Below are 14784 nucleotides of genomic sequence, written 5' to 3'. Positions count from 1 at the left end.
AAATCGGCAGAGAATAAGTAAGGGCTTACTTTTAGAAAGTGCCTTTGAAGTAAGATTGTAGTGGGGCAACTCCTAAGTTGTCTTCCTTCAAGACAGCGATTGCATATGTAGCAGCTCGAGCGCCTGCAATGGTCGTGTAGTGAGGGATCCCCATCGTTAATGCGCTACGACGAATATCGTAACTGTCACGGGCGGCTTGTCCTCCTTGAGACGTATTGATGACCATCTGGACATCGCCTGAGCGGATAGCATCGACGCAATTGGGTCGGCCTTGCATCACCTTGTTCACACGTTTGACTGGAATATTAGCTTCCTCAAGGCGTGCGGCAGTACCGTTTGTAGCGAGAATGGTAAAGCCCATGGAAACCAGCTTACGGGCAATTTGCTGAACGTGCTTTTTGTCGCTGTCTCTTACGGATAAGAAAACAGTTCCTTCAAGAGGAAGCTTTACGCCCGCAGCAAGTTGAGATTTGGCAAAAGCACGCTCAAAGTCGGCGTCTAGTCCCATCACCTCACCAGTGGAGCGCATTTCTGGCCCCAAGATTGTATCTGCATTAGCGAAGCGGTGGAACGGGAATACTGCCTCTTTAACCGCGACGTGTGGTGCTACGGCTTCTCCATCAAGCTGGCAGTCGGATAATAAAGCCCCCGCCATGATACGAGCGCCAATCTTTGCAACCGGAATGCCTGTTGCTTTAGCAACAAAAGGGACTGTTCTCGATGCGCGTGGATTAACTTCAAGAACAAAAACTTCGTCATTCTTGATTGCATATTGAACGTTCATTAAACCACGAATACCCAACTCACGCGCCATGGCTTCAGTTTGGGAGCGTAGCTCTGTCACTAATGCTGGGGAAAGGGTATAAGGTGGCAGAGAACACGCAGAATCTCCAGAGTGGATACCTGCTTCTTCAATATGTTCCATAACGCCTGCAACATAGACGTTTTTGCCATCCGAGATGCAGTCGACATCGGCTTCGATAGCATCATTCAAATAATGATCTAGCAGAACAGGGCCAGTTGATACTTCCGGTCCAGCGGCATGCAACACTTCATTAAGGTAGCGCTTTAAGCCGGCCGTGTCGTAAACGATTTCCATAGCGCGGCCACCCAAAACGTAGGATGGGCGTGCGACCACAGGATAGCCGACTTCTTCAGCAATTTTTTCAGCCTCAGCAGCATTGCGTGCGATACCATTTTTAGGCTGCCTTAACCCTAGCTTACGCAACATGGCTTGGAAGCGTTCACGGTCTTCTGCACGATCAATCGCATCAGCCGGAGTGCCTAGAAGAGGGATGCCCGCTTCTTCTAAAGCGCGAGAGAGTTTAAGAGGGGTTTGTCCACCATATTGGACGATGCACCCCAGAACCTTTCCGCTTTCTGCTTCGGTTTTGATAAGTGCAATAACGTCTTCAGCCGTTAAAGGCTCGAAATAAAGACGATCGGACGTATCGTAATCCGTTGAAACAGTTTCTGGGTTACAGTTGACCATAATCGTTTCAAACCCAGCTTCACGCAGTGCATAAGCTGCGTGAACACAGCAATAGTCAAACTCAATGCCTTGACCGATACGATTAGGCCCACCTCCTAAAATAACAATTTTATCTTTATTTGTAGGCCGGCTTTCGCATTCAGGTATTCCAAAACCACCTTCATAAGAAGAGTACAGATAAGGAGTATCAGATGCGAACTCAGCAGCACATGTATCAATGCGGCGATAAGCAGGGAAAACTTCTAATTTTTCTCTGAGTTTAACAACGTCTTTGATGGTTTGTCCCGATAGACGCGCTAATTGTGCATCTGAAAAGCCTTGAGCTTTCAGGCGGCGCAGGTTGTAAGCGTCTTGTGGAAGGCCGTTTTTCTCAATTTCACGCTCGGAGGCAATGATATCTTCGAGTTGTCGGAGGAACCAAGGCTCAAATTTGCAGGCTTCATGGATCTCTTCCACGCTTAAACCTGCACGGAGAGCTTGAGCAGCCATAAGGATACGCTCGGGGCGTGGTTCAGCTAACGCGGCCAGATAGGCGTCTTTTGAGCCATCGCCTGGGGCTTCAACAGGGTCTAGTCCTGTTAGGCCCGTTTCCATGGAGCGTAGGCCTTTTTGGATCGCTTCGGCAAAAGAGCGCCCAACGGACATCGCTTCTCCAACAGACTTCATGGATGTTGAGAGAAGGGCAGGAGAACCGGGGAACTTTTCGAACGTAAAGCGTGGGATTTTGGCTACGACATAGTCGATGGTTGGTTCAAAGCTTGCTGGAGTTGTACGCGTAATATCGTTTTTCAACTCATCCAGCGTATAGCCAACAGCGAGTTTCGCAGCGATTTTGGCAATCGGGAAACCTGTCGCTTTGGAAGCTAAAGCTGAAGAGCGCGAAACGCGTGGATTCATTTCGATCACGACCATACGGCCGTTTTCTGGATTTACACCGAACTGAACGTTTGATCCGCCTGTTTCAACACCAATCTTTCGTAGGCATGCGATGGAGGCATCACGCATGCGTTGATATTCTTTATCCGTCAACGTAAGGGCGGGAGCTACAGTGATTGAGTCCCCTGTATGCACGCCCATTGGATCAATATTTTCAATAGAGCAGATGATGATGCAGTTATCCGCCTTATCGCGGACAACTTCCATCTCGTACTCTTTCCAGCCGAGAACAGATTCTTCGATGAGAACTTCTGTTGTTGGGGAGGCATCTAGACCGCCTGCAACGATTTGATCGAATTCTTCTCGGTTATAGGCGATACCACCACCTGCACCGCCCATGGTGAAGGAGGGGCGGATAATTGCAGGAAGGCCGACGTCCTCAAGTGCGGCGCGGGCTTCTTCTAAAGTATGGGCAATGGTGCTTTTGGGGCTTTCAATTCCAATTTCATCCATCGCTTCCCGGAACTTCTGGCGATCTTCAGCGCGATCAATGACTTCGGCATCTGCACCGATCAGCTCTACATTGTGCTTTTTGAGAAAGCCTGACTTATCCAATGCCATAGCGGCATTAAGAGCTGTTTGACCACCCATTGTTGGGAGAACGGCATCTGGTTTTTCACGTAGGATGATGTGTTCAACAAATTCAGGGGTAATAGGCTCAATGTAGGTAGCATCGGCTAACCCCGGATCTGTCATGATCGTGGCGGGGTTGGAGTTGATCAGGATGACGCGGTAGCCCTCTTCTTTTAGGGCTTTACAGGCTTGAGCGCCAGAGTAGTCAAACTCACTGGCTTGACCAATGACGATGGGGCCGGCCCCAATAATCAGAATAGATTTGATATCTGTCCGTTTTGGCATGGTTCAAGCTCCTGCGTTAGCGCGGCGATCCATGATCGCGACAAAGCGTTCAAAAAGATAAAAGCTATCTGAAGGGCCGGGGCTGGCCTCTGGGTGATATTGAACAGAGAAAGCTTCTTTCGTGGTGGAAGCAATTCCTTCGTTGGACCCATCAAAAAGGCTGATATGCGTAACTTTTACATCTGAGGGTAAAGATTTCTCGTCAACGGCAAAGCCGTGGTTTTGGCTTGTGATTTCAACTCGGCCTGTGGTCAGGTCTTTTACGGGCTGGTTCGCTCCACGATGACCTTTTTCAAGCTTATAGGTTTTGCCACCAAGAGCTTGGGCAAGAAGCTGGTGTCCAAGGCATATTCCAAAAACAGGAACGTTCGCATCAAGAACTTTTTGGATTGCAGGTACAGCATAGACAGCCGTTGCTGCAGGGTCGCCCGGGCCATTAGAGAGAAAGACGCCTTCAGGTTTGAGAGCAAGGATTTCTTCGCCTGTAGATGTGGCGGGAAGAACCTCTACATCACAACCGGCGGATACAAGGCAGCGCAAAATATTATCTTTCGCGCCATAGTCGAGTGCGACAACACGGCGGCGATTTTCGGTGCGTTCTGGGCGCGGGTTTTGCCAAATGCCTTCGGTCCATGTTCTTTTGGGGCGCGTAACCTCTTTGGCGAGGTCCATTCCTTCTAGACCCGGCCACTGACGGCAACGGTTTAGAAGGGGCTCAATATCGATTTGGCCATTTTTAGGGTAGGTAAGAAGGCCTGTTTGTGGGCCTTTATCTCGGAGTGAACGTGTAATTGCGCGGGTGTCAACACCACAAATACCAGTGCGGTTATGGCGTTCAAGCCACGTATTAAATGCCTCGTGAGAGCGCCAGTTGGCTGGGGTTGTAATATCTTCTTTAACAACGGCTCCTAATGCAGCCATCTGAGGGGCTTCATTATCATCTGCATTGGTGCCTACATTTCCAATATGGGGAAATGTGAACGTTACGATTTGGCCTGCGAAAGATGGGTCTGTAAGGGTTTCCTGATATCCGGTCATGCCTGTAGAGAAACAGAGTTCCCCGATGGCTGCTTCTGTATGGGCGCCAAAGCCTCGCCCCCAAAGGACTGTGCCATCTGCAAGAATAAGGGCAGCTGTTGCGCCTGAAGGGCAAGGGGTGGACATATTTGTCTCTCTTTCTTGCAAGGTTTCAATATCAGTAAGATCTTGAACAGTGATACCGGGAACATGGAGAAGAGCTGGCCAGTGTTTTGTGGGAATCGCTTTGGATTGTCGCCATTTTCGGACGGCTTCTAAGCCCACCCCGGTTAGAGCTGCAATTTCTTCAGCTCCTCCGGCTTTTTCAATAATTCCGTCAATATCCATAATTGCCGGTCCTTGGCCAATGTTCAGTATGGTGCTTAATGTAGGCGATCAAGGATGGATTGGGAAGTTTTTTCCGAAAAATATTTTGATCAACGACCTGTTTTGAGGTGGGAAAAATTTTCCCAATTTAGGTAAGTAATCTATAATAAGCATGATTCAGTTTGGTTAAGTAGCGCAAAGAGATACATACTATACCTCTGACGAAAAGAATGGGAGCGAGAAAAATGTCACTTCGTACAAAGATTATGGATGATTTAAAAATTGCAATGAAGGCGGGTCAATCTGAGAAAGTAGCTCAGATCCGTGGGATAACGGCAAAGCTTAAAGACCTTGAAGTTGCAGCTCGTGCAAAGACAGGGGAAGTGAGTGAGGCGGACATTATCTCAACGCTTCGCTCAATGATTAAGTCACGTAAAGAATCCGCAGAGTTGTATCGGAAAGGTGATCGCCCTGAGTTAGCGGAAAAAGAAGAGGGGGAGATTGCGACTATTCAGTCCTATCTGCCGCCCGAGTTGGATGAGAATACTTTGAAGTCCGCTATAGATGAAGCTGTTATCAAAGTCGGGGCTGAAAGTATGAAAGACATGGGTAAAATAATGGCGGAGTTAAAAGAACGCTTTGGTACAGATTTAGATCCAGCTAAGGCAAGTAGTTTGGTTAAGGCTAAACTTGCTTGATTTAGGAATATTTATATACTATTTCGCATGGTAAATAATCGCCCGTTCTTTTTAGAGAAGGGCGATTTTTTTTGATGCTAAATGGAGTGCGTAAAATGGGTTTTATAGAGGCTGTGAAAAGTGGGTATAAAAATGCCTTTAAATTTAAAGGGCGAGCTAGTCGCGCAGAATTCTGGCTTTTTGCTCTATATCAATATATCTTGATATTACCGTTGGCTATGATAGGAGGGTTTTTTTTTCTTCTATCTTCTTTACATGATGCACCTAACTCTTCCTATGCTATTCCTTTAATTGGTGGGGTGGTAGTATTGGTTTGTGCTATACTTATAGGTTTCCCTTCTTTTGCTTTGACGATTAAGCGATTACATGATTGCGGCTTCTCAGGCTGGTGGTTACTGGCGTTTATGTTTGTTAATTTTATAACTTTCTTGGCAATGGTTGTGGGAGTTGTTCTTGCGGCGCACGGTACGCACGAACAATTAGATGGCTCTTTGTCTGCGGTAGTAATCCAATTGGTAGGTGAGCTTCTAATGTATGTTGCAGGAGTTGTATGGGCTTTGATAATGGCTCGAAAATCAGAGCCGCGTGATAATAAATGGGGTTCACCAGCCAATCAGTTAAATAACATAAAATAATGTAGGCTTTATCTTAACAGGTAAGGTATTATCTATACGAACAGATGACCTTTGTTGGATAAGATTATATAATTTCTATGGCGTTTGATTCTGCATTTTTGGATGAACTTCGTAATCGGACGCCATTAACGTCTTTGATTGGGCGGCGTAATAAGCTGGTTCGGTCTGGGCGTAATTGGAAAATATGCTGCCCCTTTCATGGGGAAAAAACTCCTTCATTTTATATCTATGATGATCATTTCCATTGCTTTGGATGTGGGGCGCATGGGGATGCGATTTCCTATGTGATGCAAAGTGAAGGTCGGAGTTTTTTGGAGGCTGTTGAGAGTTTGGCTGGAGAGGCCGGGCTTGAGGTTCCTAAGCAAGATCCTAAAAGTGCAGAAAAAGCGAACGAAGTAAAATCGTTAACCGATGTCCTTATGTTGGTGCAGGCCAGTTATCGCCGGCGCCTTTTTAGAAATGAAGGGCAAGATGGATTGGCGTATTTGCGTCGGCGAGGGCTAACGGACGAAACGATTGAACGTTTTGGGTTGGGATGGTCAGGAGATGGCCGCTCCTTAGTAGAAGAAATGCGAACGCATAATGTCACGCCTGAGATGTTGGTGCGTGCAGGTTTGATGCGTGTTGATGAAAATGGAAACCCTAAGGGAGAGCTCTTTTTTAATCGGGTTACCTTCCCGATTAGAGACCGTCGAGGGCGGTTGATTTCTTTTGGCGCTCGTACTTTATGGGGTGGGCAACCTAAATACCTTAATGGCCCAGAAACGCTTCTATTCTCCAAACGCAGGACGTTGTTCAACCTCGATTTAGCGCGTGAAGCCGTTCATAATGGGGCTGAACTCGTTGTTGTTGAAGGGTATATGGATGTTATTGCTCTTGATCAGGCTGGGATTAAGGGCGGAGTTGCACCTTTAGGGACGGCGCTGGGGAGTGAACAGCTAGAACTGATGTGGCGTATGTCCCCATCACCCATCATGTGTCTGGATGGAGATGCCGCCGGTGCAAGAGCTGCCTTGCGGACATGCGAGGTTGCACTTCCATTGTTGTCTTCGGGGCGAACGTTAAGATTTTGCCGCTTAGATCCCAAAGACGATCCTGACAGTCTGATTAGGACACGGGGTGTTGAGGCGATGCGTGATGCGCTGGCTCATTCGACAACATTGGTTTCAGAGTTGTTTGCGCTTGTTACGGCGGGAATGATTGATCCAACTCCAGAACAAAGGGCGGCTCTACGGGATAAATTGATCTCATTATCTAAGATGGTCCCTGACCGTTCATTGGCTGGGGAATATCGTAGCTCTTTGCTGGATATGTTTTTTGAGCGGTATCGAAAAAAATGGAAAGCAAAGAATGGCTCTCCTCAAATGTCACGCTCATATAGTGGCCTAGATGCTCCTAAAACTTTGCATATTGAAGCAGGGGCTGACAAAAGGCTGAGAATTCTTACTGCGCTGCTTTTGCAACACCCTAATATTTTTCCTGATGTTGAGCAGGCTTATACGGCTTTAAATCTGCCTAAAGATTTGGACCATCTTCGGGGAGTGTTTTTGGATTGGGTTTATCAAAACCAGTCTTTAACGCATGAAAATTGTAGGGAATGGTTGGAAAAACAAGGAGTATACGCAGAGGCTCAAGCACTGGTCGAAAAATTTTTACCGAGAGATATTGAGAAAAGCGAGAACCGAGATGATGTATTAAGCGTTGAGGTTTCAGAGAGTTGGTGGCATTTTTATGGGCTTGTAAATTTTCGTAATTTTGAGCAGGAAGTGACCAACGATATACAATCGGCAATCATGAAGGCGTACACGGAAGATCATGGGGTAGAATCCTCCTTTCCGGAAAGCTTGTTAGCGCGGATGCGCGTGTTGGAAGCTTTGCGGCGTGGAGAGTCCATATAAGGGCACTTCCCGGATTAGGAATGAATTATTTTTTTACGAAGTAGTATTCTTCGGCAGCAAAGTCTTGACTTTTGAAGCAGGATCGACCACCTGCAACGCTGCCGAGTTGCTTGCTTTCGGCTGAGTTGACGGAGAGACGAATGGCGACGAAAACAGCTTCTGGTACGGAACGGAACGCGCAGGAACAAGAAGGAGATGTCGCCTCTCTCGATACGCAATCCGCTGCCGTTAAGCGGCTGATCGCTAAAGGCCGTGAACGTGGGCATATTACGTTTGACGAGCTGAATGCGGTTCTCCCACAAGACCAGATGTCTTCTGAACAGATTGAAGATGTTATGGCCGTTCTGTCTGAGATGGGTATCCAGGTTTTGGATAATGAAGATCAGGACGACGGTGAGACTGCTCAGAACAATAAAGAGAACTCCGACGAAGAGAGTGATGAGCCTCAAGGCGGAAATGTGGATGCCGAGGCCGCAAGCCGCACGGATGATCCTGTTCGTATGTATCTGCGGGAAATGGGGGCTGTTGAGCTTCTTTCCCGTGAAGGTGAAATTGCGATTGCCAAACGTATTGAGGCCGGTCGAAATGAAATGATTGGTGGGCTTTGTGAGAGCCCATTTACAATTCGTGCTATTATTTCTTGGTATGAGCGTCTCAAAGATGGTGAGATGCTTTTGCGGGATATTGTAGACCTTGAAGCAAGCCAAGGAGATGAACCCGGCCCAGAAGGTGAGGAGGCGGAAGCAGACCTCGACTCTGATGATGATTCTGACGATGAGGCAGAAGATGCAGATGGCGATGGGGAACCACAAGAAGGAAGTGGTCTCTCTTTGTCTGCTTTGGAAGAGAAGCTAAAACCAGAAATTTTAGCACGTTTTGAAGCGATTGAACCACTTTACCATAAATTGCGTGATCTACAGGTTAAAAGGCTTGAAGCTCTGGCAGCAGGTAAAGAAGCAACCAATACGTCTGAACGTGTATATGAAGAACTCCGGGGTGAACTCGTTAGCCTTGTTGAGCAGGTTCATCTTCATAATAATCGAATTGAAGAGCTTGTCGCTCAAATTAAGATCCATGTGCAGCGGTTGAATGCCATTGAAGGGCGTATGTTGCGTCTGGCAGAAGGGTGCAAAATTTCCCGTGATGACTTCTTGATGAAGTATCGCGGTCATGAAATGGACCCTAACTGGATTGACTATATTGTTAAGTTGCCCGGTAAAGGTTGGAAGACGCTTACTACAAAGTATCTTGATAATCTCCGTAAGCTCCGTTCTGAATTAGCGGTTCTTTCGCATGAGACAGGTTTGCCAGTGGGCGAATTCCGTCGTGTTTATACGACAATTTCGCGTGGTGAGCGTGATTCTACGCGTGCCAAAAAAGAGATGATTGAGGCGAACCTACGTTTGGTTATTTCGATTGCAAAGAAATATACCAATCGTGGATTACAGTTCTTGGATTTGATTCAAGAAGGTAATATTGGCCTGATGAAAGCGGTTGATAAGTTTGAATATCGCCGTGGTTATAAGTTCTCAACCTATGCAACATGGTGGATCAGGCAGGCGATTACACGCTCTATTGCTGATCAAGCGAAGACTATTCGTATTCCAGTTCATATGATTGAAACAATTAACAAATTGGTTCGTACATCTCGTCAGATGTTGCATGAAATTGGACGTGAACCTGCACCCGAAGAATTGGCCGAGAAATTGGGCATGCCTTTGGAGAAGGTTCGTAAAGTTCTTAAGATTGCAAAAGAGCCAGTCTCTCTTGAAACGCCAATTGGTGATGAAGAAGATAGTCACTTAGGTGATTTCATTGAGGATAAAACGGCAATTATCCCGCTTGATGCTGCTATTCAGACCAATTTGCGTGAGGCGACAACACGTGTTCTTGCCTCGCTGACGCCGCGTGAAGAGCGTGTGCTTCGTATGCGTTTTGGTATTGGTATGAATACAGATCATACTTTGGAAGAAGTTGGGCAGCAGTTTAACGTGACCCGTGAGCGTATTAGACAAATTGAAGCAAAAGCGTTGCGTAAGTTGAAGCATCCAAGCCGTAGTCGTAAGCTCCGTTCATTCTTGGATGATAATTAATATCTGATTATGCTTCCAGATTGGTTAATACCAAAAGGCTCATTCACAGAGATTAAGGTGAATGTGACCTTTCTCGAGATGACGCGAGATGCATTGGTTGAACCGGTCTGGTTGCCAGAAGGCTATTCAGTTACACGTTTTTTTTCGTGTGCTTTACCGCTTTATCGTTCTCTTTATGAAAAGATTGGAGAGAATTATGGCTGGTGGATGCGCCGGCCTATGCCGGACCGTCTTTTAAAAGATATTTTGAGTGACCCCTCTGTTTTTTTTATGGTGTTAAAAAATCCTGAAGGGAAAGAAATCGGTTTCTATGAATTGGACATGCGTAAACATGCAGATGCACACTTAGCATATTTTGGCCTTGTTCCAGAAGCGATTGGCCAAGGGCTCGGAAAGGCCTTACTGAATCACGCGATTAGAGAGACTTTTGAGGATGCTAATTGGAGATTGAGGGTTAATACTTCTACCTTGGATCATCCTCATGCTCTGAGGAATTATCGACGAGCTGGTTTTGTCCAGACAGCTGTAATCCCGGAAGTTTGGAATGTGTCGGATGAGTATATTACAGAGGAATTGCGTCAGAAAATAATTTCCACTTGATTTCCTCTTCTATGCATGATTAATCCAAGCCTTTCCCTGCTGGGGCGATGTGGCGTCGTGCCAGCTATACCTAATGCCTTTTCAAAAGGGCGCTATGTGCAGCATGGGTTGCAGATAGATTGGGTTGACCTTATCCGAAGGGAGTTTACATGCCACTTTATGAAAGCGTGCTGATTGCACGTAATGATGTATCCCAAGCTCAGGTTGAAGCTTTGGTTGAGACCATCAACACTTTGCTGACAGAAAACGGTGGATCCATCCAGAAGCGTGAATTCTGGGGTCTACGTTCTTTGGCGTATCGCATCAAGAAAAACCGTAAAGGACATTATGTTCTTCTCGGAATTGATTGCACACCTGATACGCTTCGTGAAATGGAACGTCAGCTTGGTCTGAATGAAGACGTTCTACGCGTTTTAACTTTGCGCGTTGATGAAATTGACGAAACACCTTCACCGATTCTTTCTCGTAAGAATGATGATCGTGGTGAGCGCAGCAGTGGCGGCCGTGGTGGTTCTAAGCCTTCTGGTCGTTTTGAGAGCGGTCGTGGTGGTCGTCGCGGTGGCGGTGATGACCGTGAAGAATATCGTGCACGTAGCGAACATGATGATGTTCGTGAAGAAGCTGGAGCGGAGTAAGAAACATGTCCGATACAACTGCCCCAGAAGTAAACCCAGCGACACGTCGTACAGCTGTTGGCGCTCGTCGTCCATTCTATCGTCGTCGTAAGTCCTGCCCTTTCTCTGGTCCTAACGCACCAAAGATTGACTATAAGGACGTACGTTTGCTCAGCCGTTTCTTGTCTGAGCGTGGTAAAATTGTACCGAGCCGTATCACAGCTGTTTCGGCTAAGAAGCAGCGTGAGTTGGCGCAGGCGATTAAGCGTGCCCGCTTCCTTGCTCTGCTCCCTTACGTCGTAAGCTAAGGAGAGCATTGTAATGTCCCAAACAGCATTGATTTTGCTTCAGCGCGTTGAGCACCTTGGTCAGATGGGTGATCTTGTCCACGTGAAGCCTGGTTACGCTCGTAACTTCCTGCTTCCACAAGGCAAGGCGCTTCGTGCAACAGAAGCAAATAAAAAACGTTTCGAAACTGAGCGTGCTCAGCTCGAAGCACAGAACCTGAAAAAACGCGAAGAAGCAGAGCGTTTGGCAGAACGTATGGACGATCTGTCTGTTATTGTTATTCGTCAAGCGAGTGACAGTGGCAGCTTATATGGTTCTGTTACAACGCGTGATATCGCGGTTGCAGCAACAAGCGCAGGTTTAACCATCGCTCGTCATCAAGTTGTTCTTGCTCATCCGATCAAGTCTCTTGGTTTGACAGAAGCACGCATTGTTCTTCACCCTGAAGTTTCTATTCCTTTGATCGTGAACGTTGCACGTTCTGAAGAAGAGGCAGAGCGTCAGGCACGCGGTGAAGTGGTTGGCGTAGAAGAAAAGGATGATAACATCCTTGGTGATCTACAAGCTGAAAATGCTGCTGAAGAAGCGGCAGAAGCAGAAGCTGCTGCGACAACTGAAGAAGATAAGAAATAATATTTTTCTCAGTTGCCGTAAATTTGACCCAGTATGTATGATCATACTGGGTTTTTTTATGGTTGGTTTTTGCTTTAGGAAAGTGAAGAAGAACTATATTATCGGTAGGGAACTGGGAGGGGGCTGTGAGAAAGCTTTTAGATTTTGTTTTAAGAAAATTTATTCAAGCTGGAACACTGCATGTTACGTTTAGCGATGGCTCTCAATGCGTATATCGTGGGGGGGAAAAGGGCCCAGAAGCTGGGCTTATCTTAAAGACATCTCAGGCAGAAAAAGCGTTAGTCCTTAACTCTGGCCTTGCTTTCGGCGAAAAATACATGTCTGGGGAGTTGGCTCCTCAAGGATGTGATTTAGAGACATTAATGCGTGTATTAATGACGAATATCGTTAAGCAAGGGCATGTTTTTGAAGAAATAGAAGATCGCTTACGTTACATTACACGGCCATTAAAAAGTTTGAATTCTTTAAAGAAATCTCGCCGGAATGTTGCGCACCATTATGATTTGAATGGCCGATTGTACGATTTATTTCTTGATAAAGATCGGCAATATTCTTGTGCGTATTTTCAGCGTGATGACATGACACTGGAAGAAGCACAACTTGCCAAAAAACATCATATCGCAGCGAAGCTAAAATTAGATAGGCCCGGTCTAGAAGTTCTGGATATTGGTTCTGGTTGGGGGGGCTTAGCCATTACGTTGGCAAAGGAATATGGGGCTCGTGTCGTTGGTATTACGCTTTCTCGTGAGCAATGGGAAACGTCTCGACAGCGCGTTAAAGAGGAAGGTTTGGAAGGACAGGTTCGTTTTGAACTAATGGACTATCGGAATGTCCGGCATCAGTTTGATCGGGTGGTGTCTGTTGGAATGTTTGAGCACGTTGGTGGTGCGCAGTTTCAGCGTTATTTCCAAGGGGTTCATGATTGTCTAAAGCCAGATGGTGTGGCTGTTATTCATTCTATCGGTCGTATGGATGGGCCAGGAACAACTAACCCATGGTTACAGAAATATATTTTCCCGGGTGGGTATTCACCTTCTTTGAGTGAAACATTTGCTGCGGTTGAAAAATCCGGTCTTTGGGTCACGGACTGTGAGATCTTGCGTTTGCATTATGCCATGACGATTGCTGAGTGGAGAAAGCGTTTTGATGCCAATAAAGCAGCTATCACAGATTTATATGATGAACGCTTTGTGCGTATGTTTGAGCTGTATTTGATTGGAAGTGAATTAGCCTTCCGTGTACAAGGCCACATGAATTTTCAGATTCAACTGACACGTGCAGTTGATACTTTGCCGATCACACGAAACTATATGTTTGAGCGAAAACACAAAGGATCATGATCGTGGATCTGCCCAACTGCTTGTAACCATGAGTAAACGACGACAGGTCCAACAAAACGAAACCCTTTTTTCTTCAGCTCTTTTGAAATGGTGATAGAAAGAGGGGATTGAGAAAGCATTTCATCCGATGTGTTTAATATGGGTGGTTCAGGAATATAATGGGTGAGAAAGGTATTAAGGTCTTCTCCCTTTTCCGACATTTTTAAGTAAGCTTGTGCGTTTAATATCGTAGCTTCAATCTTGGCTCTCGAACGGATAATATGAGGGTCGGAAAGAAGTCTCTGAATGTCTGCTTCGTTGAACTGAGCAATTTTGTGTGGGTCAAAGTGACAAAAGGCTTGTCTTAAATGCTCTCGTCGTTTGAGGACGACCAGCCATGAAAGCCCCGCTTGAAATGTCTCAAGAATGAGTGCTTCCCATAAAGAGCGCCCATCTGTAACGGGAACACCCCATTCATGGTCATGATACTGCTGTAAGAGGGGATTAGTTGATGCCCATTTACAGCGTTGTAAGGCATCATTCATGGTTAGAGCGTTTGTGAGAAGTTAAGGTGGTGTTCAGCTAAGGACGCAAATTCAGCAACTGTGAGCGTTTCAGCTCTACGCGTTGGGGTAATACCTGTTGCATCTAGAAGCTTTTCTCCCCCGATGGCTTTAAGAGAAGAACGAAGCATTTTTCTGCGTTGCCCGAAAGCCGCTGCGGTGACACGCTCCATCGCTTTGAAAAGCTTTTCAGAAGGCTGTTGTGCATGTGGGATGATAACAGCCACAGCAGAATGTACTTTAGGCGGTGGAGAGAAGGCGCCGGGTGGAATGCGTAGCGCAATGGAGCAAGAGGCGCACCATTGAGATAAGACCGCCAAGCGGCCATAGGCCGATGTATCGGGTTCTGCACAAATCCGTTCAGCGACTTCAAGCTGAAACATTAAGGAAAGCCGTTCCCAGCTGGCGGCTTGCCGTAACCACTGAATGAGAAGGGGTGTTGCAACATTGTAAGGTAAATTAGCGATGATTTGCCGAGGAGCAGGCGCAAGAGACGCTGCATCGAGTTTAAGAGCATCTTCACGAATGATGTTAAGACGATTGGGATAGAACGTCGCTAATTCTTCTAAGAGAGGCCACGCCCGCTCATCAATTTCTACGGCATCAATACGGTCGGCCGGGCTATTGAGTAAGGCGCGGGTTAATCCCCCGGGGCCAGGGCCTACTTCAACAACGTGTCGTCCTTTGAGGTCCCCTCCTAAAGATACGATGCGCTCGCAGATGTTGGGATCAAGAAGAAAGTGCTGCCCGAGAGACTTTTTGGCATCAAGCCCAAAAGCGCGAATGGTATCTTTTAAGGAGGGGAGAGACACT

At 46.6% G+C, this 14784-nt stretch carries 13 protein-coding genes; 9 read left to right on the top strand and 4 right to left on the bottom strand.

Features of this window, described 5'->3' with window-relative positions; translation table 11 throughout:
- Positions 1-31: 31 nt before the first annotated feature.
- Complete coding sequence (gene carB / locus E3D00_RS01735; protein WP_141459392.1) at positions 32-3286, bottom strand: carbamoyl-phosphate synthase large subunit; 3255 nt, start codon at positions 3284-3286, stop codon at positions 32-34.
- Between the two features lie 3 nt (positions 3287-3289).
- Positions 3290-4651, bottom strand: a complete 1362-nt coding sequence (gene carA / locus E3D00_RS01730) for a glutamine-hydrolyzing carbamoyl-phosphate synthase small subunit (RefSeq protein ID WP_141459390.1) — start codon at positions 4649-4651, stop codon at positions 3290-3292.
- A gap of 224 nt (positions 4652-4875) precedes the next feature.
- Here carA and E3D00_RS01725 point away from each other — a divergent pair, with 224 nt between their 5' ends.
- From E3D00_RS01725 to E3D00_RS01685, 9 genes are all read left to right on the top strand, one after another.
- The gene (locus tag E3D00_RS01725) at positions 4876-5328 is read left to right on the top strand and encodes a GatB/YqeY domain-containing protein (RefSeq protein WP_141459388.1); all 453 of its coding nucleotides are present in this window, start codon (positions 4876-4878) and stop codon (positions 5326-5328) included.
- Positions 5329-5423: 95 nt separating this feature from the next.
- Complete coding sequence (locus tag E3D00_RS01720) at positions 5424-5963, top strand: DUF805 domain-containing protein (protein WP_181441978.1); 540 nt, start codon at positions 5424-5426, stop codon at positions 5961-5963.
- Between the two features lie 77 nt (positions 5964-6040).
- Positions 6041-7861 carry a DNA primase gene (dnaG, locus tag E3D00_RS01715; protein WP_141459384.1) on the top strand — a complete coding sequence of 607 codons (1821 nt, stop codon included), beginning with the start codon at positions 6041-6043 and terminating at the stop codon, positions 7859-7861.
- 140 nt (positions 7862-8001) lie between these two features.
- The gene (rpoD, locus tag E3D00_RS01710; RefSeq protein ID WP_141459383.1) at positions 8002-9954 is read left to right on the top strand and encodes an RNA polymerase sigma factor RpoD; all 1953 of its coding nucleotides are present in this window, start codon (positions 8002-8004) and stop codon (positions 9952-9954) included.
- Positions 9955-10017: 63 nt separating this feature from the next.
- Positions 10018-10554 carry a GNAT family N-acetyltransferase gene (locus E3D00_RS01705; RefSeq protein WP_246091461.1) on the top strand — a complete coding sequence of 179 codons (537 nt, stop codon included), beginning with the start codon at positions 10018-10020 and terminating at the stop codon, positions 10552-10554.
- Between the two features lie 149 nt (positions 10555-10703).
- Entirely contained in the window at positions 10704-11189 is a 486-nt protein-coding gene (rpsF, locus tag E3D00_RS01700; protein ID WP_141459379.1) for a 30S ribosomal protein S6, read from the top strand.
- A 5-nt stretch (positions 11190-11194) separates the two neighbouring features.
- Positions 11195-11476, top strand: coding sequence for a 30S ribosomal protein S18 (rpsR, locus tag E3D00_RS01695; protein ID WP_141459377.1), 282 nt, complete (start codon positions 11195-11197; stop codon positions 11474-11476).
- Positions 11477-11489: 13 nt separating this feature from the next.
- Positions 11490-12089 carry a 50S ribosomal protein L9 gene (gene rplI / locus E3D00_RS01690; RefSeq protein WP_141459375.1) on the top strand — a complete coding sequence of 200 codons (600 nt, stop codon included), beginning with the start codon at positions 11490-11492 and terminating at the stop codon, positions 12087-12089.
- Positions 12090-12214: 125 nt separating this feature from the next.
- Complete coding sequence (locus E3D00_RS01685) at positions 12215-13429, top strand: SAM-dependent methyltransferase (protein WP_141459373.1); 1215 nt, start codon at positions 12215-12217, stop codon at positions 13427-13429.
- Here the strand turns inward: E3D00_RS01685 and E3D00_RS01680 are convergent.
- Complete coding sequence (locus E3D00_RS01680) at positions 13396-13953, bottom strand: DNA-3-methyladenine glycosylase I (RefSeq protein WP_141459371.1); 558 nt, start codon at positions 13951-13953, stop codon at positions 13396-13398. The two genes, E3D00_RS01685 and E3D00_RS01680, sit on opposite strands and share 34 nt — an antisense overlap.
- Before the next feature lie 2 nt (positions 13954-13955).
- Complete coding sequence (gene rsmA, locus E3D00_RS01675; protein ID WP_141459369.1) at positions 13956-14783, bottom strand: 16S rRNA (adenine(1518)-N(6)/adenine(1519)-N(6))-dimethyltransferase RsmA; 828 nt, start codon at positions 14781-14783, stop codon at positions 13956-13958.
- Position 14784 lies beyond the last annotated feature (1 nt).

The organism is Swingsia samuiensis, from assembly GCF_006542355.1.
Classification (GTDB): domain Bacteria; phylum Pseudomonadota; class Alphaproteobacteria; order Acetobacterales; family Acetobacteraceae; genus Gluconobacter; species Gluconobacter samuiensis.
This window is presented reverse-complemented; position numbering and strand designations above follow the sequence as displayed.

What these genes read in the sequence shown, in the direction of transcription:
- rplI (WP_141459375.1), top strand. Translation starts at nt 11,490, where the DNA reads ATGTCCCAAACAGCATTGATTTTGCTTCAGCGCGTTGAGCACCTTGGT.
- E3D00_RS01680 (WP_141459371.1), bottom strand. Translation starts at nt 13,953, where the DNA reads ATGAATGATGCCTTACAACGCTGTAAATGGGCATCAACTAATCCCCTC.
- dnaG (WP_141459384.1), top strand. Translation starts at nt 6,041, where the DNA reads ATGGCGTTTGATTCTGCATTTTTGGATGAACTTCGTAATCGGACGCCA.
- rpoD (WP_141459383.1), top strand. Translation starts at nt 8,002, where the DNA reads ATGGCGACGAAAACAGCTTCTGGTACGGAACGGAACGCGCAGGAACAA.
- E3D00_RS01725 (WP_141459388.1), top strand. Translation starts at nt 4,876, where the DNA reads ATGTCACTTCGTACAAAGATTATGGATGATTTAAAAATTGCAATGAAG.
- E3D00_RS01720 (WP_181441978.1), top strand. Translation starts at nt 5,424, where the DNA reads ATGGGTTTTATAGAGGCTGTGAAAAGTGGGTATAAAAATGCCTTTAAA.
- carA (WP_141459390.1), bottom strand. Translation starts at nt 4,651, where the DNA reads ATGGATATTGACGGAATTATTGAAAAAGCCGGAGGAGCTGAAGAAATT.
- rpsF (WP_141459379.1), top strand. Translation starts at nt 10,704, where the DNA reads ATGCCACTTTATGAAAGCGTGCTGATTGCACGTAATGATGTATCCCAA.
- rpsR (WP_141459377.1), top strand. Translation starts at nt 11,195, where the DNA reads ATGTCCGATACAACTGCCCCAGAAGTAAACCCAGCGACACGTCGTACA.
- carB (WP_141459392.1), bottom strand. Translation starts at nt 3,286, where the DNA reads ATGCCAAAACGGACAGATATCAAATCTATTCTGATTATTGGGGCCGGC.